The organism is Pseudomonas sp. PvP028 (genome assembly GCF_017832255.1).
In the GTDB taxonomy this organism is placed as follows: domain Bacteria; phylum Pseudomonadota; class Gammaproteobacteria; order Pseudomonadales; family Pseudomonadaceae; genus Aquipseudomonas; species Aquipseudomonas syringae.
In genome coordinates this window covers 4109417-4132353 of the sequence record NZ_JAFIBL010000001.1, presented here as the reverse complement: position 1 = coordinate 4132353, position 22937 = coordinate 4109417, and the positions used below count along the sequence as shown (strand labels likewise).

The 22937-nt window shown below is 54.2% G+C and carries 16 protein-coding genes; 3 read left to right on the top strand and 13 right to left on the bottom strand.

From position 1 onward, the window contains the following. Positions 1-101: 101 nt before the first annotated feature. The 5 genes from JOE34_RS18345 to JOE34_RS18325 all read right to left on the bottom strand — a co-directional run bounded on the left by JOE34_RS18345 (position 102) and on the right by JOE34_RS18325 (position 8123). Positions 102-953: a hypothetical protein gene (locus tag JOE34_RS18345; protein ID WP_209996346.1), complete on the bottom strand. Its 852-nt coding sequence runs from the start codon at positions 951-953 to the stop codon at positions 102-104. Next, complete coding sequence (locus tag JOE34_RS18340; RefSeq protein ID WP_054998269.1) at positions 941-2179, bottom strand: hypothetical protein; 1239 nt, start codon at positions 2177-2179, stop codon at positions 941-943. Before JOE34_RS18340 ends, JOE34_RS18345 begins: the two co-directional genes overlap by 13 nt. Beyond that, positions 2176-2817, bottom strand: a complete 642-nt coding sequence (locus tag JOE34_RS18335) for a hypothetical protein (RefSeq protein ID WP_054998268.1) — start codon at positions 2815-2817, stop codon at positions 2176-2178. The genes JOE34_RS18340 and JOE34_RS18335 overlap by 4 nt, the downstream gene beginning before the upstream one ends. Beyond that, on the bottom strand, positions 2817-6590 hold the full coding sequence (locus JOE34_RS18330; RefSeq protein ID WP_209996344.1) for an ATP-binding protein: 3774 nt from the start codon (positions 6588-6590) through the stop codon (positions 2817-2819). The genes JOE34_RS18335 and JOE34_RS18330 overlap by 1 nt, the downstream gene beginning before the upstream one ends. Positions 6591-7172: 582 nt before the next feature. After that, positions 7173-8123 carry a tyrosine-type recombinase/integrase gene (locus JOE34_RS18325; protein ID WP_209996342.1) on the bottom strand — a complete coding sequence of 317 codons (951 nt, stop codon included), beginning with the start codon at positions 8121-8123 and terminating at the stop codon, positions 7173-7175. Positions 8124-8316: 193 nt separating this feature from the next. Between JOE34_RS18325 and JOE34_RS18320 the strand changes: the two genes are divergently transcribed. Further along, a complete protein-coding gene (locus JOE34_RS18320) occupies positions 8317-9396 on the top strand; it encodes a DNA-binding protein (protein ID WP_209996340.1) in 1080 nt (359 codons plus the stop codon). Positions 9397-9609: 213 nt separating this feature from the next. Then, on the top strand, positions 9610-9948 hold the full coding sequence (locus tag JOE34_RS18315; RefSeq protein ID WP_054998263.1) for a hypothetical protein: 339 nt from the start codon (positions 9610-9612) through the stop codon (positions 9946-9948). A gap of 109 nt (positions 9949-10057) precedes the next feature. On the opposite strand, the gene JOE34_RS18310 is transcribed toward JOE34_RS18315, so the two are convergent. Both JOE34_RS18310 and JOE34_RS18305 read right to left on the bottom strand, forming a co-directional pair. Further along, positions 10058-10294 (bottom strand): hypothetical protein, encoded by a 237-nt coding sequence (locus tag JOE34_RS18310; RefSeq protein ID WP_147461995.1) that lies wholly within the window; start codon positions 10292-10294, stop codon positions 10058-10060. 97 nt (positions 10295-10391) lie between these two features. Continuing rightward, on the bottom strand, positions 10392-11675 hold the full coding sequence (locus JOE34_RS18305; protein ID WP_054998262.1) for a hypothetical protein: 1284 nt from the start codon (positions 11673-11675) through the stop codon (positions 10392-10394). A 142-nt stretch (positions 11676-11817) separates the two neighbouring features. On the opposite strand from JOE34_RS18305, the gene JOE34_RS18300 reads away from it, so the two are divergent. Next, positions 11818-14421, top strand: a complete 2604-nt coding sequence (locus JOE34_RS18300; RefSeq protein WP_209996338.1) for a UvrD-helicase domain-containing protein — start codon at positions 11818-11820, stop codon at positions 14419-14421. A gap of 171 nt (positions 14422-14592) precedes the next feature. Here the strand turns inward: JOE34_RS18300 and JOE34_RS18295 are convergent, their stop codons facing one another. The 6 genes from JOE34_RS18295 to JOE34_RS18270 all read right to left on the bottom strand — a co-directional run bounded on the left by JOE34_RS18295 (position 14593) and on the right by JOE34_RS18270 (position 22043). Further along, the gene (locus JOE34_RS18295; protein WP_122813491.1) at positions 14593-15048 is read right to left on the bottom strand and encodes a hypothetical protein; all 456 of its coding nucleotides are present in this window, start codon (positions 15046-15048) and stop codon (positions 14593-14595) included. 88 nt (positions 15049-15136) lie between these two features. After that, entirely contained in the window at positions 15137-15640 is a 504-nt protein-coding gene (locus JOE34_RS18290; RefSeq protein WP_209996336.1) for a hypothetical protein, read from the bottom strand. 155 nt (positions 15641-15795) lie between these two features. Then, positions 15796-16194 (bottom strand): hypothetical protein, encoded by a 399-nt coding sequence (locus JOE34_RS18285; protein WP_054998258.1) that lies wholly within the window; start codon positions 16192-16194, stop codon positions 15796-15798. 242 nt (positions 16195-16436) lie between these two features. Then, positions 16437-19472, bottom strand: a complete 3036-nt coding sequence (locus tag JOE34_RS18280; protein ID WP_122813489.1) for an AAA family ATPase — start codon at positions 19470-19472, stop codon at positions 16437-16439. Further along, positions 19469-20068 (bottom strand): ABC-three component system middle component 1, encoded by a 600-nt coding sequence (locus tag JOE34_RS18275; protein ID WP_054998256.1) that lies wholly within the window; start codon positions 20066-20068, stop codon positions 19469-19471. The genes JOE34_RS18280 and JOE34_RS18275 overlap by 4 nt, the downstream gene beginning before the upstream one ends. A 1-nt stretch (position 20069) precedes the next feature. Further along, positions 20070-22043: an ABC-three component system protein gene (locus JOE34_RS18270; RefSeq protein ID WP_209996334.1), complete on the bottom strand. Its 1974-nt coding sequence runs from the start codon at positions 22041-22043 to the stop codon at positions 20070-20072. Between the last annotated feature and the right edge of the window lie 894 nt (positions 22044-22937).

Sequence of the window (22937 nt, the reverse complement as noted above, 5' to 3'; positions counted from 1 at the left end):
GGCCTCCGTGGCACCGCACTGAGGAGGCGCCATGTCCAGCACGTAGACATGTAAAGGGGTGATGTTCGAAAGGCTTTCTGCGACGACGGTGATCTTGAGGCCTAATCTTGCCAATTCACCAATCCGATCAGCCTTTCCTGAGGTAACGCTTTGCCCGCAGCTTTAATGATCTCGAATACGCGCACCAGCTCGGGATCATGGAGCGCCTCAAGCATCGAGCGCTTTTGAACGATCTGCTCGCGGTATCTGCGCTGGGTGCTCAGCTTACTGCATAGTTTCTCCAAGCATCGCGCTCCTGGAGCGAGGTACCGACTGAAATATGGCAGCGTGGCTGCGATCGCAAGCCCTTCAGGGTCGTAGTCGGTAAACGCAATCACTGGCAGGCCCAAATCATCAAGCAAGCGGTAAGCACTGTCGACCTTGTAACTGCCCGGCGCCCCGCGGAAAACCACAAGCGGATTGCCCGGTACTGATTTCAGTATCGGTGTCCGATCGGTCAGTTCAAAGTTCTCCCAATTTTCAATCAGCATTACTGCATCATGCTGGCAGCGCTCCACAACCCACTGGCGATCGACATCCAGATTGATCCCTGGCGGAAGGGTGTAAGGCGCGCTCCCAAGCATCAGAGGTCGATCAGGTAGGGACTTAATGGCAACCCGCTGACCTCTTAGCCGTTTTTTGGTGAATTTCTCATCACCACCCAACTGAACCGCCTCGTTGCGAGAAAGGTCGTCCCACCCGTCGAGTGACATCATGGGGTCGACGTTCCAGTTGCTCTGAATGATCACTGCGATTTGTAGCTTGTCGGCCAGGGTGAATTGCCACATGGCTCCTACTGCTTGACCGATTCCGTACTCGTCGCACAAACCGTCCAACTGACGGGAACGCTTGAAAAGCTCTTTTTCCGACTGGTAGATAGCCAGCAGTTTTTTCAGACTTCCTAACGCTTGCATACGGTGACATCCGCAATAATGACGTTTCCACTGAGCCTATCGTCGTCGTTGATGGAGACGAGCTCGATTTGTAAGCGTCGTACGATTTGCGCATTTGCCTTCACCTGCTTATCAAGCAAGGCTAGAAAGCACATCATGCAAGATTCCTGATCCAGCACTTGGGTCTCAGGAGCGAGCGCGAAATATCGAGCAGCAGACATTGGGGCGGGGCTGTGGGCGGCTTCGTTGAGCAGGCGTTGGCTCACGACCACCAGGGGAGAGCCTTTGATCAATGCAGCCTTGGGTGGCGCTTCCGTGACGGGCGTTCCTGGTCGTCGTTCTTTGGTGGGTACAGCCACTGAGCGGTCGATGTTTTTAGCCACATCGGCCAGGCTGTCTCTGATTTCTTGCCTGCCGAAGTCGAGATCCAATCGTAGCTTCATCGGCTCGTACTGATAGGCCCAATCCGGGATTTCCGGATACTCATAAGGATCACGTACCTCATACTCAGGATGTCGGAGCAGGTACATTTGCAAAGCTCGCAATCTCCTTGCTCGAGGCTCTACCACCCGTAGCTTATGAAGATACAGCTTCAACACTCGGGTAATATCCGCCGTCGTGGATCGCCAGCTCGACAATCTGTCCAGAATATAGCCTTGATACAGGGCTTCCAAAGCTTCGCGCTCACTTGAACCAAGGCTTTCGAGCAAGGCAGCGTCATCGAATTGCGACAATGCCTCGACTATCCGCTCGAGCTGTTCTAGGTAATGCAAATTCTGTTTTTCTTTCTCCCGATAAGTGCGTACGTTGCCAAAATTGTTTTCGGCTGCAGTTCGGACGTGGAGTAGGAAGTCTTTCATCTCTTCGGAAATTTCGAAGAGCGTGAGGTCGATCTCGTCCTGCAATAGCATGACGTCCTCCCCACGACCGTCGAAATATGCTTCGGAAAAGTCCTCCAGTAGCTTATCCAGCCGACTTAGCTGTTTCCCAAAATCTGCAGAAACCCCATAGTTTCGAGATCGGTAACTCGCCTCGTTGAGCAGCCGGCTCACGGTAGGAGAAAGTCTATAGGAGTCTTTGAGCGTTTCGTTCAAACGGACGGCACGGATCTGCTGAAGCTGGCTCAGCGCTTTAGCATTTTGTTCGTCCCGTACAACGTGACCACTTACGTACATCTGTGCGATCAGCTTGCGCTGAGAGTGCAAGAGTTCCAAATGACCGACCACTGCATCTACCAGGGTGCTCATGAGGCCGTTCTCTTATCGAATTCCTTGTCATCGTCTGAGATCTGGTCGTGGAGCATCAGATACTCGATAGCCTCCATCAACCACTCAATCCGACCGGTGAACACGTAGATCTCTGATTCCGGGTTAACCAACTGCAGGTAGCCATCATCGCGAAATCTCTTCACGATCTTGTTTAGGCGCTCTCTGTCTGAACCATCGCGGGTCGAGATATTGGTATCTGATGCGATTTGCCTCAACTGCTCACCGATGCCGGCGTTCGCTGCAATTTTGGCCATGGTGCGATTGAGGTCGAGCTTTTGGCCAGGAGATACTGCGTCGTCATCACCTTCCAGCCGCATTACCATTTCCAAGAAGGAAACCATTGGCCGGAGACTGTTCTTAAGCTCCCCAAAGCGCCTTCTCGCAATCTTTTTGCCTTCGCTGTCAATCTCTGATGCTGCAGCGAAGAAGGCGCTGCCACTGCGGGTCTGCGTCAGTCGGATGTTGATACGGCGCAGGTAGTCATCAACGTCATCCTGGTTAGTACGGCTACCTGACGCTTGCGGGCTGCTGAGGAATTGATAGCCTTCATAGTCAGTTACCTGGCAGATGAACCCGCCCTTGAGAAGGTCGGTCACAATGCGGGCGAAAGGGCTCATTAGACGTCCTCCACTTCGATTTCCAGAGGTTCATCCAGTTCAGGATCACCCTCGATGACTAGCTCGCAATGCACCAGCCGGCGTTCTGAATCGAGTTTGTATTTGTTGGCAAACAGTATGAGCGTTTCTGCGTCTGGGTCAGGGAATGCGGTACATAGCGTGATGTGATTTTCCCCAAGGTAGTTGCACAGCGACACAACGTTTTGCGCGTCGATCGCCCTGAGCTCATCTACGCACCAAGTCAGTTGCACCGGAGCGTTTCCTCGAACCTTAGAGATGAACCCAAGAAACAGGATGATCATCACCAAGTAGCTCAAGCCATTGGATGAGATATTTTCCAGTTCGGCACGGTTGCGGAACTGCCTCAGGTTTCCGTTCTCCCTGACAGCACCGCGGATGCTGACCAGTGATTTGAAATTGGCATTGATACCGTTCTTGATGTCCCACAGGTTCAGGAGGGCACGCAGGTGGTCGACAGCGTATTCGTCTGGAAGATCGCCATCCTTGATCCACTGATCACGGTCGTCGGTGATTTTCTTGATGATTGACCAGTAATTCAAATCTTCGACAGCTGAGACGATTGATATCTGCAGGTCAGTCAGGCTGTCGAACACCTTCGAGCTGCGGGAAAGATGACTCTGCATCGCCGTATTGAAGCGTGCCAGTCGATCGCTAAACTTTTTAAGCTCTCGGTGCAGCCCCTGGATCTCTCCAAAAATCGTACGAGCATCCGCGATCAGCAGCCGACGGCTTTGCTCGTGCTGGTGGGTGAACCAATCTTCCACGACGCCAAGCACGTCGCTAGGAGTGATTTCACGCGGCAGCTCGTCTTTGAGGTTGCTCAAACGGTCGCTGAAATAGGTGGCGGGCGGAGAGAGTGCAATGGCAGAGAATGCCCCGCGCATTCCCTTGATCTTCGCTCGCAAGGCACCGTCCGCGTCATGCAGTTCCTGGAAACAGGCCCCTAGCGCTGTCCGCAGCGCGGTCGCTTGCCAAGCCACATCATACTTTTCATGACGGTCGGTCGGCGTGTATTCCTGTAGCTGATCCCTCAACGTGGACTCTACGGCTAAGAAGTCCTTGTAGAAGATAGAGGCAGCAGTATTGCATTCGCTGATCTGCCTCTCGACCTCCCGCTTTGTGCGAGTCCATGTCTCCTCAACCGCACTGAGCTGGAGTGTCAATTGCTCATGTAAAGCCTGCTGCTGATCTAGTTTCTCCTGAATTGCCGGAATGTCTGGCTCGACGACAGTCAGCCAGTGGTGCCACTGATTAAGGAGGTCAGTCCAACCATTAATTTCTTCCAGATCATCTCTGAGCTGTTGGCTGTGATTTTTCAGCGCGTTCAAAATCTCGACATCTGCCCCTCGTTCGGACAAAGCAGCATCTTGCTGTTTTCTCAGGGTCTTGATCGCGTTTTGCGTAGAGGTTTCGTGGTCAGCGATCGCGGTGTTAATCTGCCCGGCAGAAAGCCCGAAGCGTTTGTCGATCGCCTCACGCTTAGCGGTAGCCAAGCTAGCCAATTCAATATGTCTTTGCTGATGGCGATCATTGAATTCCCTTTGCACGCCTATTGCAGACTCAAGCTGCGCTCGTCTTGCGCTGAGAGCAGTCACAGCATCCGAGACTGCAGTATCCCGCTTGCGCTGGAGCTCCTTGCGGACGTCACGAATTTCCGTATCTAGGGCAGCATGATCGTTTTGGGCGCGACCCAAGGCTGCACGCGCAAGAGTCAACTCGGTAACTGCAGCCTTTATCGCCTCGCGCAACGCTTTCTGCTGAGCGACGGCCAAATCCAGCTGAATCTGCAACGCCTCTCGCTCAGCGACGGCTTCAGCTAGCATTTCTTGGAGCAACGTATCGTCCGCGTCATCAACTGGAGCGACAAAATCTAGCTCGAGTGTGATCCCATACAAGCTTTGACTAGTGTCCACTGTCTGCGGGTGCAAATCGGTTCGGTGAAGCAGTTCGGGATTGATCACCTTGGCAATGTGCACACCCCAGTCGGAGCGCGTGGATCTGAGGAAGTGCAGCAAACTGTCCGGATCGGGAGCGTGAGAGCGCTGGATTCCTTGAATTTTCTCAGACTGGGTCGACAGGCCTTTAGTATGTAGCTGAATCTGGAGGTCTAGCGTTGCGGATTCAGCCTGGAGCCTGTCGACAGCCTGGTCTTTGGCGCTGACGGTTTTTTCCGCGACTCGGAGCACCGCTGCAGCCTGCTGCAGGGAGTCCTGCTTCAGTTCTATAGCATTGATCAGCAACGGATCTGTTGGGGGATTGTTAACCCGCTCCTCATCCCGGCCAACCTGGCCCCTCAAAACATCAATTTGTTCCTGGATGCGGTTACGTTCAGCTTCGCAGGACGAATCGTAAAGACGTCTATCTTTATCCGCGCACTCGGCAGCTGCATCGAGTTCTACCCGGTGTGCACTGTTGAGCTCGGTAATCTTGGTGAGGGCGGCCGCATGGTAAATCTGGTGCCGACGAGCTTCCTCGTTAATCGCCGCGTCATACTGGGTCTGGATATCAGATGCTGCACCTAGAGCAAGCCTGTACTGCTCATCGATGCGCCGGGCCTCGTCGATGAGCAACTCCCGTTGGGCAGCACGGCTTCTTTTGTCCTCGACCTGGGCATCAGCAAATGCCTGACGCTCACGCTCAATACGGTGAAGGTCTTTTTCGCACTGTCCCACTTGGTGGTGCGCCTCGGCAATCTGGCGAATCAGGTCTCCAGCAGCGGCCTCGTGCTCGTTTTTACGTTCACTAAGGAATTTCTCAAGACTCGTCCGCTCGTTGTCCTTGGCCGCCTGACTGAACTCAAGGTGATCACGCAAGATCAGGAATTTTTCCTTGAGTTCTCGAACTCGCTCATGGGCAGCGTTAAGAGCTTCACGCACAGTCACAGCGCCAACCACTTCATGCTCGATCGTCATGATCTGCCGATAAGCGTTGTAATCTCGGGGCCAGTTTTCCACACGTGTCCGATCGGTGTGGATACCTACCGAGGGCTTTCCCTCGAAAACCCAATCCGCTACGACCTGCTGGAGGTCATCAAAGTTGGCCTGACGAGAGAACATGCCTTTCGTGAGCTTTTCCAGATGCCGCAGGGGGCGATTGTATGAAGTGAATCCATACTCTGCAGACATGCCGGCTAGGTATCGACGCTGATTGCTATCAGCATGGTGAGGCTGCCAACCCTGGATGATGCAGCGGTAATCAAGGTAGGTATCAATTTGCCGGTCAGCACATGAAATCCTGAGTTCGGCAAGTCTCCTGCGAAAATCTCTGTTCAAGATGAACTGATTGTCATCCGACACGAACATGTCTCGTCGGAACTCGCTTTTGACGAATCGATAGCGCACCCGATCTGCCGTGCTGTTGCTGTAGGCTACGACGAGGCGACGACTACCATCCGGTACTTCATACTCATAGACGATGTATGAGGTCTGATTAGGTAGATAGTAGTCGATGAAGGAGTCCTTGCCCTTGGACACCACGTCCGTTGGCTCGACGCCAGAAAACATCAGTGCCAGGGCAAGCAACGATGTTTTCCCTTGGCCATTGCGTCCAGTCAATGCCACGCCACCATCGACGGCCATTGTCTGGACGCGGCCTTTGGATAATGAGTCGACAAGGTGGATGTTTAGCAGCCTGTAGAGCGCTTCAGGCAGACGCTCGTCAGGTTCGCCTGGTGTTGCGACGTCCGACTCATCGGTCGATGCCGATTCGTCCTGGAGAAGGAACAGACTTTGAGTGTGCTGATCAGTTGGCATGCGATGTCCCTATAGCCTGCAAAGAGCCCTCCTGGCTGCGGCTGCACACCGACCTCTGGTGTTAGCAACGAGGTAGATGATCTGCGGCTGCGCTGCATATGCAACCGCGCCAGGGCTGTATTCCTGAACCTTGCCGGGTGAATGTGATGATCGCTAGCGGCTAAAGACCACGAATCTTTTCACACATGAACTTGGCGTAAAGTGGTGTTGCAGCGTTTACGGCATTGTGCCCAGGGATAGACGGAGAGATCGGAGAGGGTTAGACCTCAAGGACGGCCGAGGAAATGCCTCGAGGCGTGTCATCGTTGAGTTCTGCGTGGTACCAGTTGCGCAGTAAAGCTAACCCTAAACCCTTCACATTTTTGGGCTTCGTCGTCCTTGAACGCTCAAGCTCAGTCATTTTGAGGGGGGGGATGGCAAATAGCAATCGACGAGGCACCTTCGTCGGCACGACTGATTCTGGCATTTTCGAGCCTCCATAGTGGATGTCCTCAGCGTCGAACTGTGTTTGCAGGCAAAGCAGGATGATCCGCTAAGCAGGGGCGTGGTTCATATCCACACCTGACTGAGGCAGCGCACATATCACGTTTTATCAATTCCGAGCGTGTCTGCTCGTACTGCCAGCCCCCCGAAAGATACATTTGAGTCTAGGTATCGCAGAGCTGACTTCATGTCTTTCCAACCTACATAGCTCATCAGACCTTTTATGTCCCATCCATTGGACGACGCCCAGGTAGCAAAGCCCCGCCGCATCGAATGAGCGCTGTAAAGCGCTTCAGGTAGGCCAGCTTCCTTGAAGATTCGGCGTAGCATCGGAATCAGACTATGCGATTGGATGGGTCTATCCGACAAATTTCCCCAGCGATCCAGGCGTCTAAACACGGGCCCTTTTGCGAGTCCGGCAACTGTGATCCAGTTGATGTAGGCGTCAACGGGGCAAAGCATTGTCAGCGCTGGCGTTTGGAAGATTGTGCCTTCGTACTGACGGTCGCCTTTGGTATATGGCAAGAAGAAGGTAATCCCTTCACCACTATTGGCTTGGGTGTTCTCCACGGTTAGTCGGGCCAACTCATCTCCGCGGAATCCCCGCCAGAACCCAATCAGCACCAATGCGAGCGAGCGCTTGTGGCGAAGCACGGTCTTGTAATCACCTCGTTCCAGCGCTGCAGCGGCTTCAGCCTCTAACCAATTAACAGCCTGCCCTAGGTGTCTCAGGAGAAGGGGAGCGGCTTGCTTCACCTGTGCAGGATGAACGACTCGGATGCCCTTGATCATCTGCCGAACGTGCGGCGTCTTGGTGGGATCAGGGAATCCTTGGGTGATATGCCACTGCGCCAACGCTGCCAGACGCTGCTTTAACGTGCTGATCGCATGCTTGTCGGCGTACTCGGCTAGGTAGCGCACGACTCCCTCGCCGGTCGTAGGCAGGTAACCGCCCCAGGTCACCTCGAAGTGCTCGATCGCAATGCGATAGCTTTTTCGCGTGTTTTCGCGGGTACCCGCGGTTAGATACCGATCAGCCTTATTCGCCATACCCAACCTCGAAATCTTGCGCTCGCCCGTGATTACAGGGCTCCGGTGCTACTTGGAGCTCTAGTGAATCATCAAGAAGCCATAAACTTCTATTATGGCTTTCTAGAAACCTCATTACAAACTCGTGATTTTGATGATAACGTGACACGTAATTACATGACATGTATCACGACACGAAATCGTAGGACGTCTAATGGCCCGCGGCGGTGTAAACAAAGCTGTAGTACAAAAAGCGAGGCAAGCCTTGCTGGCCAAAGGCACGTACCCAAGCATTGACGCCGTGCGTGTCGAGCTGGGTAATACGGGCTCGAAAACTACTATTGCCCGGTACCTAAAAGAGATCGAATCCTTTGATCCACGCCCGCCATCCTCGCGAGACAGCTTGGGGGAAGAGCTTTCCGCGATGGTCGCAAGCCTTCTGGATCGGTTGATGGAGGAGGGTAATGAGTCGATCGAAAAGGCTCGATCAGCCTTCGATTTACAGCGCGTAGCGCTCGAGTCTCAAATCGCCAATCTACAATCAGAACTGACCTCTGCGCGGAGGCAGTTAGAGGCCCAGCAAGCGGCCATTGAAGCTCAAACTGCTGACCTCCAAACCACGCAGTCTTCTCTCCAGGCAGAGCTGACACGTAATGCCGGCCTAAGCCAACGCTGTAGTGATCTGGATGCCCAGGTAAGTGATAGGAATAAACAGATCCAATCCCTTGAGGAAAAGCACGTTCACGCGCGCGGGGCGCTTGAACACTACCGGGAGTCGGTGAAGGAACAGCGCGAACAGGATCAACGTAGGCATGAATCCCAGCTTCATGAATCGCAGGTCGAGCAGCGAAAGCTGCGGGAATCGCTAGCGGTCAAACAGGATGAGTCCACACGTCTCAACCGCGACAATGAGCGTCTACTGGGAGAGTCACGCCAACAGTTGAAGACCTTGAATTCCCAGGGCGATCAGATACAGGCCCTTATTGCCCAGGTACATGCGCTTGTGCTAGCGGAAGCTAGGGCAGGGGCGATCATGGAGCTTCAAAAAAGCACCGCCAGTGAGTTGAACGATGAGCTCAAAGCCCTCCGCACCTCTGCGGCGCAGGCTGCCGCTCGTGAGGCAGACTTGGCTAAGCTTGTAGAGGATCTAAAAATTCAACTTGAGCAACGCGCGGACGCCCAGCCCAAGCTGGATAAAGAGTCATCTCCTCAGATTGAGCACCCGGCCTCAGAGCTCCAAGGTACCCCGGCTCCAAAAGGAACTCATTCAAAGCAACCAGGGAGACAGTCATGACAACTGTACCTAGCACTGCGCCACGGTCGCTCAATAAAAACCATCAGCTCCAGCGGGCGCACGAACGGATTTATCAATTGGTCGTCGCAGGACGTCTGAATATGCTGCTCTCTCGAAACCATGCGGATAGCCTCGCCGGCATGCCTGCAGCTCAATAGGCAAACCCATTATACCGGCACAACTGTGCACTTCTGACCGCCCGAAGGTAGATCTATGGCAATTGAATTAAGTGAAGAGGAAATGCGTAAAGCACTCTTCGGAGCCACTACGGATCCCGTGACACCTCCCGCGCCATCGTCAACGCCTGCGGTACCCAGACCCCAGCCAGCTGCAAACCCGACGCCTCTAGCGAAGAAAGCGAGTGGTTACCATACGTCGAAGCTGCGGGTGACCTTACACGTGTCCAAGGTGTACGAGGGCGATATTGATGTGTTTGTGCACGACTCAAATAGCCTCAGCAAGCTGGTCGCTGAGCAAGAGGCCAAGGCCGCGGCGAAGAAGAAAAAATACAAATATCTGGAGCTCGTCTCAGTAGAGTCCATTTCGAAATGATGCCATCTGCCGCGGCCCTTCGAATTTACTGAACCGATGATCGGAGCCGATCTCCATTGATCGCTTCACGGTTAAGGGGAGGGCACGAAACATCTCATCCGAGACTAATCTATGCGGTCACTGCCCACCTATCGGAGCATTTTTTGAGCGCCTCGATTTCGTCGCGGAAGCGATCTGTACGTGTACCACGGGATCCCGGCTTGAGCAGTTTTAACGCACCCTGAACGCCATCCTTTTCCGCCCGGTAAACATCACCATTGCCGCCACGGCCGAGGCGGCGATTGGGATGATATGCCCACCCATTAACGCAGAGCGGTTGGTGCATGCCAGTGTTTTTCGCGGTCATGCCCGGGGAACTCCCTTTCAAAGATCCTGATGATCGAGAACTGCATCGCAGGCCCTCATAGCTGATGCATGCTGCCAACCTACGGCTCAGGCCGGTTCTATGCTGGCACCGGTGAAAGTGCACGTATTTTGAGCGCCGAAACAGCCAAGGATATATCTGCCTCCAGGTAGTGCGGCTCCACCCCGCAGAACTCTGGAGCCCCCTGCAGCACGAAACCGTCACCAAAAAATATCGGCGGGCGCTTAGGGAGTCTATTGAGTGTCAATCGCAAGGTTTCTTGCTCCATGATCCATTTGTTGTTCTCAATCAATGCGGGGATGGCCGCATGGAAATAGTCCGGCCCTTGCATGGCATTGATCTTAGCCACAAAGTGCAGATGGCTACGCTCGAAGAACTCTGCTTGGCGCTTTTTCCAGTAAGGCACCAGGTCGAATATCAGGTCATCACTATAAGGAAGCGGCCCCGAATTGTTGGAACGCCGGGAAAGCTCGGTTACCGCATTGTGAATCAGAGCAGCTTCAGGGCTTACGGCACTCATTGCTCGCATCTGGCGACCAGCCGACACTGCCCCATCGCCGTACCTGCGGTTTTTCATGCGGGCTTCCACCCGACGGCAGCTCTCCTTCAGCATCTCAGGAGGCATGTTCAACAGCAGCGTGCAGAGTCCCGCAGCGAGTGATACACCGTGAGCCCCCTCGTGCTGTCTTGCCGCGATCGAAATCGCGTGACTGATAGAATGGTACTCGGGTGCTGTCGGATCCTGGAGAAGCCTCATCGCCGCGGCCTCCGCATTCTCCCGAGCGTCCCTGGGCAAGTTCGGCTGGAGAAAAAGCGGAAAGACGTCTCGCTGCTCCTGATAAATCGCACAGGTCTCGAGCATGCTGCCCAGATAAACAGGTGATTTAAAGAGTACGCGCCGACGGTCAAGGTCATTGTTAGCGAAGAAACACAGCGAGATGTGCTCGATCGGTTCGTGGACGTTCGGTTGGCTCAGGCTGAAGTCAACTTGCCAGGGATACCGCGCAGCAGGATCAGCATGCTCGTACCGCTCGATGAAATGACTCAGCGCTAAATCCCGCTTTAGGGGCTTGACGGCTACGTTCGTGTCGCTGGGGTCGGCCATCAGCTGGAAGATGTCCTGGAGTGTCGTCAGGCCCCTGATGGAACAGTTCATGTCCACCCAATGCCGCATCTCGTGCACCAAAGGAGCAAGCACGTTCTCGGCGCCGTCGACCAGCAGCAACCCCGCATTCCAATCGGGGTTATAGACCGCATTAACAAGTTTCACCAGATCAGGCTCTTCGGCTCTTCTAAGCATGATGGTCTGAGTGAGCGGGTTGTAGGTTGCTTGGGCGCTGTTGTTGAGTTCGATGCCGAGCATTTGACGGATCCGTGAGCCAATGCAGAGGGAAAGGGCCGATACTCTAACCGAAACCTACTTTGTTCAGCAGATCGAGGACTCCACGTTCGTAAAATTTTGTTTCCGCGATTACCATCCCCTCAACCACCGGTTTAGAGCGGTTGTGGCCAACAATGGTCGCCTCGGTCTTCGCCGGAATATCGATCATGTGAAGGGGCGTAGTGTGGGATCTGCAGAACAAGGACGGGAAGAGGAACGGGCGGGTGACATATTGTTACCGAAGGGAATTGGAGCCCGCATTTTGTCGGCATTGGCATCTGCTGTCCTTCGCTCTCAGCGTGCCCATGACAAGGACTCGTGGCAGCATGGTTCCCGGCGTGGCTACGAGGATGGGTGGAAGAAAGGCAAGCATGCCGGTTATTCCCTCGGCCTTGAGAGCGGCCTCGGGCAAGGGCAAGAAGCCGGCGCGCTAGTGGGCCACCAGTTAGGGTTGGCCGAAGGTATTGAAGCTGGAAAGCGCATCATCGAGCTGCGTCCAGGCCGCGCTGTACAAGCTCTAGGCCCCCAGGTTGATTACAACCTCTTCGCGAAATGGCGATTCCGCATCACCTCTGAGGTTGAACAGGAGGTCAGAGATAAGGTCGCCGAGCACCTGAAGGGACAGGAACCTACGGATGATCAGTGGGAAATGATCTTCTCCAAGGATCCCTCAACCTGCATCGTGGCCGGGGCTGGCAGTGGAAAATCCACCACGATGGTGCTGCGTCTTCTGGTATTGCATAAGTACCTGGGCATTCCCAAAGAGAAAATCGCAGTAGTCACCTTCACCCGCGAATCCCGGAAAGACTTCAGGCACAAGTTGGCTGAAGTCTTCGCGCTTTGGGGCATCACTCTGACGGAGGAGGTCACAGGCCGAATCGTGCGAACGTTCCACTCTCGGATCCTCGACTTCATACGCTGGAGCCAACCCCATGCGAAAGTTAAAGCGTTCGAGTTTTTCTCGCTCAACGACGCCGAAGACGAAGAGGGCGAAGACGTCGAAAACGCACTTGATATCCGTCTCACCAATGAACAGCTAGACCTGATGAATGCGGCGTATCAACACGTATATGAGACCAACGAGACATTTCAGGGCCTCATAGCCGAACTGGTACGCTCGTCAGCTAAGCTACTGCCCTTGAGTGCTAACTCCACCGAGGCGAGAAGGCGCATCGGCCGCATACTTGATTGTTCCAAACGTGATGAAGAGCTGACCGACGCTGTGGAGCGCCTATGGCGTGCAGAAGGCGCCTGGCCGATAGAAGGGATCGAAGCCGGCCCTTTTCCCGTCACGTTGAAGGGATTGCCGTTCTTCGCCAACGGCTACTGTGAGGAGCTCAAGGCCTACGTCATTCTTGGAGTGGGTAGCAACGATCGAAAGCTGTGTTTGCAATCCATGCCCTCGATGAAGCTGACGGGGGCTACGACTATGAAAAAAACCTTGTTTCAGGTCTATTGCGACAAGGGCATCTTGTTTTTGGATAACTACGCTGAAGGACTTGCGACGCTTGATGTGCTTCGAGGGTACGTCAGAAAGTCTCCGAAATTTGAGTATGAGATCAAGGGTGAGCTAGGTGAGGCTCCGGTGATGGTAGCGTTCCATTCGGCCGCTTCATTCCTGGAAAACCTCGGGCTCGACGTGACCGAAGCCGTACAAAATATGAGCTTCGCGCCCAACGATAAAGATGCACTTTTCTTCCATGCGCTCGCCATTTTCTGGCCGGCCTTTAATGATTACTTGGCCAACCAGTCGCCACCAATTTTCACCTTCAACAAAATGTTTGAAATGTTTGGTGAGCGAGGGGCGGCCAACCTCGAGCAGCTCCCCGACGATGTTTTCATGCCCATGCTGCACCTTCTGGTAGACGAGTTTCAGGACTGTGGCGCCAATACCATCTCATGGCTGCGCGCGGTGTTCCGTGAAGCACGGGTGAGGGGGCTCAGCGTTACCACCGATAGCGCGGTTTACCCTGCATCCCTTATGGCGGTAGGGGATGATTGGCAGAGCATCTATGGCTGGAGGGGTAGCTCGCCAAAATTCTTTGACGAATTCGAGTCCTACTTCCCATCACCAAGCACGACTCACGTGCTCATGAAGGAAAACTACCGCTCCCAGCAAATGGTGATCGACGCTGCCGAAAGCCTGGTGCAAAAGATCACCACCAACAAAGACAAGCACGGAATTGCAGCACATCCCAAGGTCAAGGATCTTGCTTTTCCTGTCCAAGTTCTGGATCGAGATGACAGTGTGCTTGCAGACTTCGTTGAGCAGCATTTCGACAGGGGACAGACCGTACTGGTGTTGTACCGCAAAAATGACACCAAAAAGGAGGTTCGTATCAAGCTCAAGTCGATTCTGGCAAGGGCGAAGAAACTTAAGCGCGCGAGCAGCATCAAGCTGCTGACCTACCATGGCTCCAAGGGCTTGGAGGCGGATGCAGTATTCCTCGTCGGGGACTGTGCTCAGATGTCCACATCGCCTCATCGGAACATGGCATATGAGCAAGCTAATCTGGGTAACCCAGGTGATCCTGAGCCCTACGATACGGCCCAGGGTCAAGAGACATTGCGCTTGGCCTATGTGGCCATCACACGCGCCAAACAACATTGCTATTGGTTTGTTGAACCTGCCAAACCCGCCAAGGGTGGATTGGTCAGCGCGCTAGCAGAAGTGCAGTTCAAGAAACCATTTTTTGAAGACCTTAGGACACCAATTAAACTTTCCTGACGACCATCAGTTACCAAGTCGGAAACCGGCTAGGGGTAGGGCGCGTACACCCTATCAAGGCAGTTTAGCCCCGCCCCCGTAACTCACTTACAAGACAGGTAGTGGCGGTAGCGATTCCAGCTACGTGCTTAGAGGCTGGAATCGCAATGTCTCATAGGGCTCTATCCAAGCTTAGTTTTGAGCCGCAGTACCTGAGGGCACTTCACGGCGGGCCGTGTGGATGTTTTCCACTGGTGCCTCGTCAGCAGCGGATCGGAATTCTCCCAGGGCGCGCTTGCTTGTTTCCGGAGCCCAATAGACGGCGATGAAGGTTAACAGACTCATACCAATCGCAAGACAAGATACAAACCACGATGCTCCGCCCGCCCTCGTTGATAGACTCACTGCAGTCAGTGGAGCAAGTCCGCCGGCCAGAACAGCACTGATTTCTCGTCCCAAAGCCAGCCCGCTAAAGCGCACCTTGGAAGGAAACACTTCGGAGAAAAACGCTCCTCGCGCCCCGAGCATGGCAGCCACCCCGACACCGATGCCAAGTGTCATGGCAACCATCACACCCCACGTAGTACCTGTATTGACGAGCCAAAAAAATGGGAAGGCGAACAGCGCCGAGAACCCTGCTCCAAACATGTAGCAGTCTGGACGATGGATTGCCTGTCGCGCCTGGGGGCTGCTAACTGTAGCCGGTTGCGGCTGAATCAGCCGCCGCTGGTCTTCCTCAGATCTTGAATATCAGTTTCGGTCGGGGAGGGTATCCGGCTATCTCACCGATTTTGAATTCAGAAGGCTCATCGTAGCTCGTGACGGTGGCCGCCCACTGCCTCACTTCCTCATCCCACGCAGGGTCACAGAAATCAGCATTAGGCCAGTAGTTGTGAACCTCCGTGTAATCGAGTTGCGCAGCAATGGTGCGTTCTACGCCACCCAGCACACACCAGGCTGCGTACATACGTATCTTCCAGCTGGGAGCCGTCAATATGTGCACCGGGTCGTACCGGTCAAAACCTAATGCAGCGACCTCAGCATCGAAGGAAAACAGGGCAGTGATTGATCCTCCGATGTCAGACTCATCCTTGGCCATGTCATCTACCCAGGACAAGAGATAGCCAAGCGACTGAAATTTACTGAGAAGACTACTTTCCCTTTTTTCGATGGGGCTGGCGACCTCGCTGTCCCCTTGGGGTGATTTAGTTTTGCGAGCGGTGGATATTATCTGAGACATGAAGTGCGATCCTTATTATTGTTATTGGTTCTACAGATTGCCTATGGAGCAATAGGCAACACAAGCATTGAAATGCTGCCTCTCAGTCCCGAATGCATCGAACTGTGATGCGTCAGTGGGAAGTCATACTAGAATCTGGTATCACGATGCCTGCGCTATATGTCAGCGCCAAAACTTGGCTCCATAAAATCTAGATTAGGCCAATAGTTCTGGTAGATTTCGTAGTCAATCGCAACAGCAGACGTCTTTTCTTCGGCAGTCATTCTGTACCAAATCCCGTGCATGCGGCGCTGCCAGCATTTTTCCATTACCAGTTGAGTCGCGATGTATTTCTCCCATCCATCCGCAATCAAGTTTTTCACAAAGTACTCTATAGCGAAATCGGTGAGCCGATTATCACGCTCGATCATCGCATCCAGCACCTGATAGGAAATTCCTACAGCCTGGAAAACTGATAGCATCTGGCTGTCCTGCTTCTGATCCAATTGCACAGCACGACCAGAATCCGGCGTTGGGTTTGAGAATATTAGAAGTGTGACCATCGGCTGGGACATGGGGCTTTCTCTTTATTGTTGTTTTATTCCATGATGCCGATGGAGCAAAAAGCAGTGCAAGTTTTAAAGCGGGTGATGTGGCAGGGCGGGGCTAGCGAGCGCAAGCTCCTAAGAACGCTGCTGAGTTGAGAGTGCACCCCTGGTATTTTCACGCCGAACTGAATGTTTCCGCCAGCGCACGCAGTATCCGATCGCGCCAGGTCAAAAACCTGGCACGATCAGATCAGCTACGTCACCAAGAACTACTCATTCTCGGAGCTTGGGTTTGGCTGGTCGATAACCGTGAAATGGTTCGCCGCGGGCCAAGGGGTTTCTAACGCTGTAACCCCATCAGGCGTAGGGGCGAGTGACCATATACGCGCTTCGATACCGTCGTTCTGCAGCTTTCGCATAAAGTAACGCGCCTGTAGAGCGTCGTGCGTTGCAATCACCACCTGAAAACCATGATCCACGATGTAATCACGAAGCACATCGAATACCGAAGCAGCATGCACCAGATCATGGTGCTGGGTCGGGTCGTCTAGAAGCAGCCCGCGCCAGGAAGACCACTGATGATCCAACGCCATCGATAGCAGGAAAGTCAGCTGTAAATCAGTCAGCTGAGCTTCGCTCGCTATCACGGGCACCGGAAACTGTTCGCCATTAACCTGCACCGACACTTCAGCTCGCTCTTTTCTGTAGAGGCTGCGGAAATCGAGGTTCGTCCCCGTAAACCTTTGCTCCCTAACCACTCGTTTCAAAAGCGCCTGCCACCGCGGTACGACGGCAAGCACGTGTTTTTGAACATTAGCGATTTCGGTCGAGAGGTGCTGGTTGAGTGTGTCCATGGCATCAGATAGCTGCGACAGCCGCTTGTGCTCCAACTGCCTATGTTCCACTCGCTGACGTAGATCCGCAGTAAACGCATCTTCTGAAAGCTCGCCGCGTCGACGATCCAAAAGCCCTTGAGTTAGGCGCGTCTGTTCCAGCTTGCTCCATGCACCGATCTCTATTTTGATCGTTTGCAGCGTTTCTGAGTGACGATCCAGCTCGGCGGCGGATGATTGCAGCTGGGCCTCATGACCGCTCGCAACCTCTGCATTGGGATCACCTGCAAGCGATAGTTGGCGCCAGGCTGCTCGGACGGTAGCGAGGCGAGCTTGGGTATCTGAGAGCTGAGTTTCTAGCCCGGATACGCTGCTTGTCATGTCACTGAGTTGTGCTTGATGCCGATCCAGCGATAACTTTTCGGCCGCCACCTTGGCGCTGAGATCAACAATTTGGTTGGCGTTTTGGTTTTGCGCCAGTGACAACTCTTCCAGCGTTTGGGCGGGGGGCGCGTCCGAAGTGATTGCCGCTAAAGCAGCAGTTGCTTGCCCAAGCCTGCTACTGGCCTCTGACCGCTCCTGCCGGGCCGTTTCCAATGCTCGCGCAGCTGAATCGTAAGCATCTTTCGCCCTATCAATGACTTGAGCTTCGAGCGCAGGCGCAAGATTGCTCTGTTTCTCGTCGAGCTGGAGCTTGGCAGATGCATTTGCATCTTCCCGAAGCCTGATCGACTCCTTGGCAAGCGGTACCGTGTCTCCGCCGAGCAAAACGCTGGATTTGAGATCATCAATGTCTGCCAGCAGACCCGCTTGCTGGTGTTCCAGCTCAATGATCGTGCCTTTACAAGCTTTCAGCTCGGCCTCGGCGAGAGCAACCGCGTCGGTACATTCGCGGAGCGCATCAGCGGATTTCTTGACCCGTCGTTCCGCATCCACGACATTGGGATCAATTGCTTCCAAAGCCTTGGCAACACGCTTATGAAGAATTTCCGCCCCGTGCTCTTCGCCACAAAGCGGGCAGTCGCCACGATCGGCAGGCAAATGAGCGGCGATGGACGCAACGGCTTGCCGGATAGAGTCGGCGGCCGACGTCAAAGTCTCGTGCTGACTCCTTGCTGCCAGCTCCTCAGTTTCAGCGGCTGTTCTTGATGAAACGGCGGTGCGGAGTTGTTCTTGAAGGCGATCCTCCTTTACCTCCTGATCACTGATGGCACCCGCGACCTGCGCCACGTGCTCAATCGCTTGCTCCCACCGCACAACAAGCTCACGGGCAGCCAAGAGGTCTGCATCTATCTGCAGCAACGCAGCGCGTTGCCTATTGATCAGGTCATGCTGGACGCCGAGCTGTTGATTGCCTTCATGCTCGGTGCGCAGTGTGGAGGCCAGAGTTTCTGCGGTGGCCAGAGTCTTGTCGGCGGTCTCCAGTGCCTGTTTGCGCTGCTCTACGGTTTCTTTAGCGTTGATCTCATTCATGTGCCGGTTGAGCTGTTGAACAATGGCATCACGCTCATCTTGTGCAGTGACCAACTCCTGCTGAAACTGCTCATGGCGAGTAGCAACTGCCGCACGATCTTGTACTCGCTGTGCAAGTACCTGCTTTGCCACAACCAGATCACTACCCAGTTGCTCTGAACGTGCTTGCTCAGAAACGAACCGACCGATGAGCCCGTCAACTTCAGTTAAAGCCGTGATCTGATCGCGAAGGCGATCCAGCTTGGTTTGTACCAATTGCTCCAGCGCGTCATGCACCGTTTCCAAACCATCTTGACCCAGCGGAGGCACCAGTAGACCTGCGGGCAGTTGATCGTAGCTCTTCGCCTGGCGCGCAATATCTGAAATGGATTCAGCAATGTTTTCTCTGCTGCGCAGTGCGCCTTGAGACTGAGAAGCTGCAAGATCTCGCTCCAGGGCGAGGCTTTGCCATTCATTAAACTCTGTTTCAAGAACTTCAAGTGAGCTCTTGGCTTGTTTCAATTTGTCAGTGAGCGCGCGGCGAATACTGCCTAGGGCAGAGCTGACCTGCGTGCCATCCTTGCCGATTGGCAAGCGAGCCAACTGGGAGCCCGCGACCTTTGGGTCTGCTTGTACCAGCCATTCTCCTTCACGCTGATCCAGCAGGTGAGTGAGCCTTAGCAGAAACGGGATGTCGTCAGGATTGGTGTCCGGAAACAGCGGGCTTAGATCGCCCGTTCTTTCAACGTCGCCAATACTGTTCACCTCCACAGCGGCTTGCACATCACCGAAATCGAGGCCCACGCGAGCCGTGCTCTGGGTGTCCCGGATGATGGGCAAAAGATTATCGCCCAGACGTAGGATCTTCCCAGTGAGGCCGAGCTCAATGGCTTCGAAAAATGCCGTCTTTCCGGTGCCGTTGGGGGCCAGCAAGATTGTTGCGCCTTGGCTAAGCTCAATCGTTGTGTCAGCGCTAAACCTGCGGATGTTGGAAAGGGTGATGGACTTCAACTGTTTCATTGTGAGTCCTCTTCGCCGAACGCAACAGCCTTCAAGGCATCCGCAACATCAGTCCCCGATTGCCCCGACAGCAACAACTCCCGCCACGCTTCGAGGTGAGGTAGCACCCATGAATGTGTTAGGCCTAACGTGCCCATGGACGCTAGCAGTGGGTCGCTAATGCTTTCCAAGCTACCAGAGGGGGATAGGGTCGCCAGAAAACTACGGTCGAGGAAGGAGCCCGCAATTTCTCCCTCTCTGACCACCACCTTCCGGCAAAAGCGGTCATCGGTTTCCAGGCGTGCGGCATCTTCGGACGTGACGCCCTCGATCAGCATGAACATATACAGGTCAGCTGTTTGCGGTTCCGCCAGGTTGTCCCGAACATCCGCCGCCCACCGAAAAGCCCCCTGGACTTTGGCCACGTCGTAAGAGAACGCGGTGATCAAAACAGTTCGCCACCCGGCACCTTCCCGATTGACCCGTTTGAGCTGTATCGCAATTGAGTTGATGTCAGTCCAAGGCGCGGCCACTTCTGCCGCGCTAGGAAAATAGACCTCGTAGCGGTCTTCGGCACGGCTCAAGATGGCAGCGACCACCTCGTCGATTGTTAGCATGTCAGAATCCTTTCACATTCGTCTTGATGGCTGACTCGCGGGCGAGCAGGCGATCTTTCAATTGATTGTTGAAGTGTTGCCGCACGGTTATCAGCGTTCCGTTGCGCAGGTGTTGACGCAAACCAGAACGAGTGACGAGAAGGTGCGGCCGCCGCTCGGCCGCCATGCTGGTGGCGGTCTCTGCGTCGTCAGCCATACCGATATTCAACAATTCTGTGGGGGAGGAGCTAACTCCGGCCAGGATGACGACCGGGGCGGGTGATGGGCCAATGACGTCGATCAAAGGGCCCTCAGATAGCTCTCGAACCTCAGGAGCGGGGCCGGCCGGGCCAGACCAGTATTGAAGGGCGATGCTCAATACCTTGCCGCACTGTGGAAAGTAACCCCACTCGTTACCAGTGCCGCCGACTCCTACTGCAACGAGCAGAAGTGTCTGAATTGCAGCCACCAGCAAGTCATGGGTGCGAGGGCCAAGCCGCAGCGCGTGTTTAGCATTCTTCCCTTCAGTTTCTGGGTACAGAAGTTGTTCCAGAAATTCTCGACGGCTACCTGGATTTGCAGCAAAGCCTGCCAACCATTCGATCCACATCGCTTCCATCGCGTCGGCGAGGGCCGGATCGGAAATGAGCGTGATCTTCTCAAAGACGCCTTGGCTGACACGCTCCCAAACCAGTCCGTCCATGGCGTCAGCGAGTGCTTGTGCCTCGGAGTGGATATCGCTTCGTGATGTGAATACATGATCGGTCGAGCATGCGAGCCGCTCGCTGTTACCTACCCACGCAAGGTGATTCAGATCGCTCTCACCGACACCCAGCGTGTGCCCGACCTCATGGCCAACGCTGCCTCGCCATACCGGCTCGTCCCGCATCAAACCGTGAGTACCAGCGGGCAGATGCAAAGCCATTCGCAACAACGCTGCAGGGAGAGTCAGATTTGCTCCGATGGGGGCCTTGTATTGAGCATATATCCGCAGCTTTCGGATTCCCGGCGCGTTGCTCCATATATGCTCAACAACGCCCTGGGCAGACCTGGTTACCAAGGCACCAAGGTCGTGGGTGCCTGCTAATGACCAAGATTGCCCGGCAGGTAGGACAGTATCGGCCAGCTCATACTGAGCCCATGTTTCGATGTCAGGGCGAAGCTCCGCCCGAAGCGCCCGCAGGACTGCATGACATCCAAGCGTTGAAACGTGGGATGTCTCCCAAGTGATGTACATCACCAGTTGGTGAAGGGCGCGCAGTGGGTCGGTGAAATGCCTGGCTAGTGCTGCGACGCAGCGCTGTTCAAGATAGGCGTCATTACCCACGCACACTATGGTGACTCGGCGAAGTGTGTCTCTGATCTGGGCCCAATCCTGAAAGCCACACCAGGTGGTGAGCCACGTATATGCCCTTTGTGTCGGCCCGTCAGTGCTGTTGGCCAGCTCAGTTAGATCCAGCCCTTCCTTGCGACACAGCTTGCACAGCGCATCGACATGGTCGACGGTCAGGTCGGCTTTCACCTTCAGAGAGGCGCCTACCAGCGTCAACTGAAACTGACGTTCGGGCAAGGTATCGAAAGTCCCTTTGCCGGAATGCTTCGCAAGGCTCGCGAATGCTGAATCGAGAACAGAGTTTACCTGCGGTGGTTTTTTTGCTTTGAAAGGCACATTCGAAGGAGGCGGGTTAGGGCCTGGTATCGGCTGCACCTGTCCTTTGGATGATCCGTTCTTCGCTTGTTTTGCTAGGAATTTCGCCTTGTCAGGATCTTTCGTACAGAAATCACTGGCCTGGCGTTTGACCTGTAAATGCTCCAGCACATCTTTTTTGTGGTAGATGACCACATCGTCCCATTCCTCGATGCTGCCTTGCTCGGCACCAATAGCCAGCGGAGCTAGCTGGCCATCCAGGAACTTCGTGAGCATTTCCGACAGGCGCTGAGCAATCACCAGCCTCTCATAATGAGACTTTTGATCCAGCCGGAACCTTCTGATCATACCGACATCCCTTCACTTCATTATTGTCCCGACCAGCTCCGCTGGCAGTGTGCCACATCCTACCATCGGGCAAAGTGTAAGGGTTCATCATCAATTCAGGGATTCATTGCATTGCGGCCCGAGCAGAGGAACGTGATCTCTACCCCCTTGACGTCGGCCCACGCCGTCGGAGCGTTCGCATACGCTTTTTTGACGTTCAGCGAGGGCGCTTGGTGGAAAGCATCGGGCAAATCTCATGTGCTTCAGAGAGGTAACTGGTGTGGATTGCTGCGTCGGGGGAGGTCGGAGTCCGTGTAGCTTTTCTCTTTGATTAGTATACTTAGTGTACTTTAATCAGTATCGAACAACAAAATCGTAACTAGCTGATTGTCCGACGTCTTTTGTAGAAGTGCGATAATAGTATGCCAAGTGTACTTATAAAATTTTATCCGGTTCGGAGTTGAAGATGGCTGCGCCGATCATTGATAGAACCAGTGGCGGCTGGCCATTGGTATCCGCTGAGTTGTTGCGCCCATCAGAATCCGCCCTTGACAGATGAGAACCTAGATCTACGCTCATGACTTACCTTACTAAAGCCATACATCACTACGCTATATCAAACCCAGTGCAAGAGGGAGACATACATGGATAAGCAAGATGGGTCACATGATTCTGCTGTCGAGGTAATCTACACTGAGAATCCCTTAATAGTTCAGCCACACCTGACCTACATTGTCGACCGCATCACCGGCTGCATTATACAGCTCAGGGTAATGCTTCCTAAATCCAAACCAAACAACAAAAACAATCCCGACCTGAACCTGCCTCCGTTCCTCCTCAAACTTAACACAGCAGCGAAACACCATACCCCCTCGTATAGTCTTTAGCTTTAGCGGAGTTAAATAGGGGGCGTAG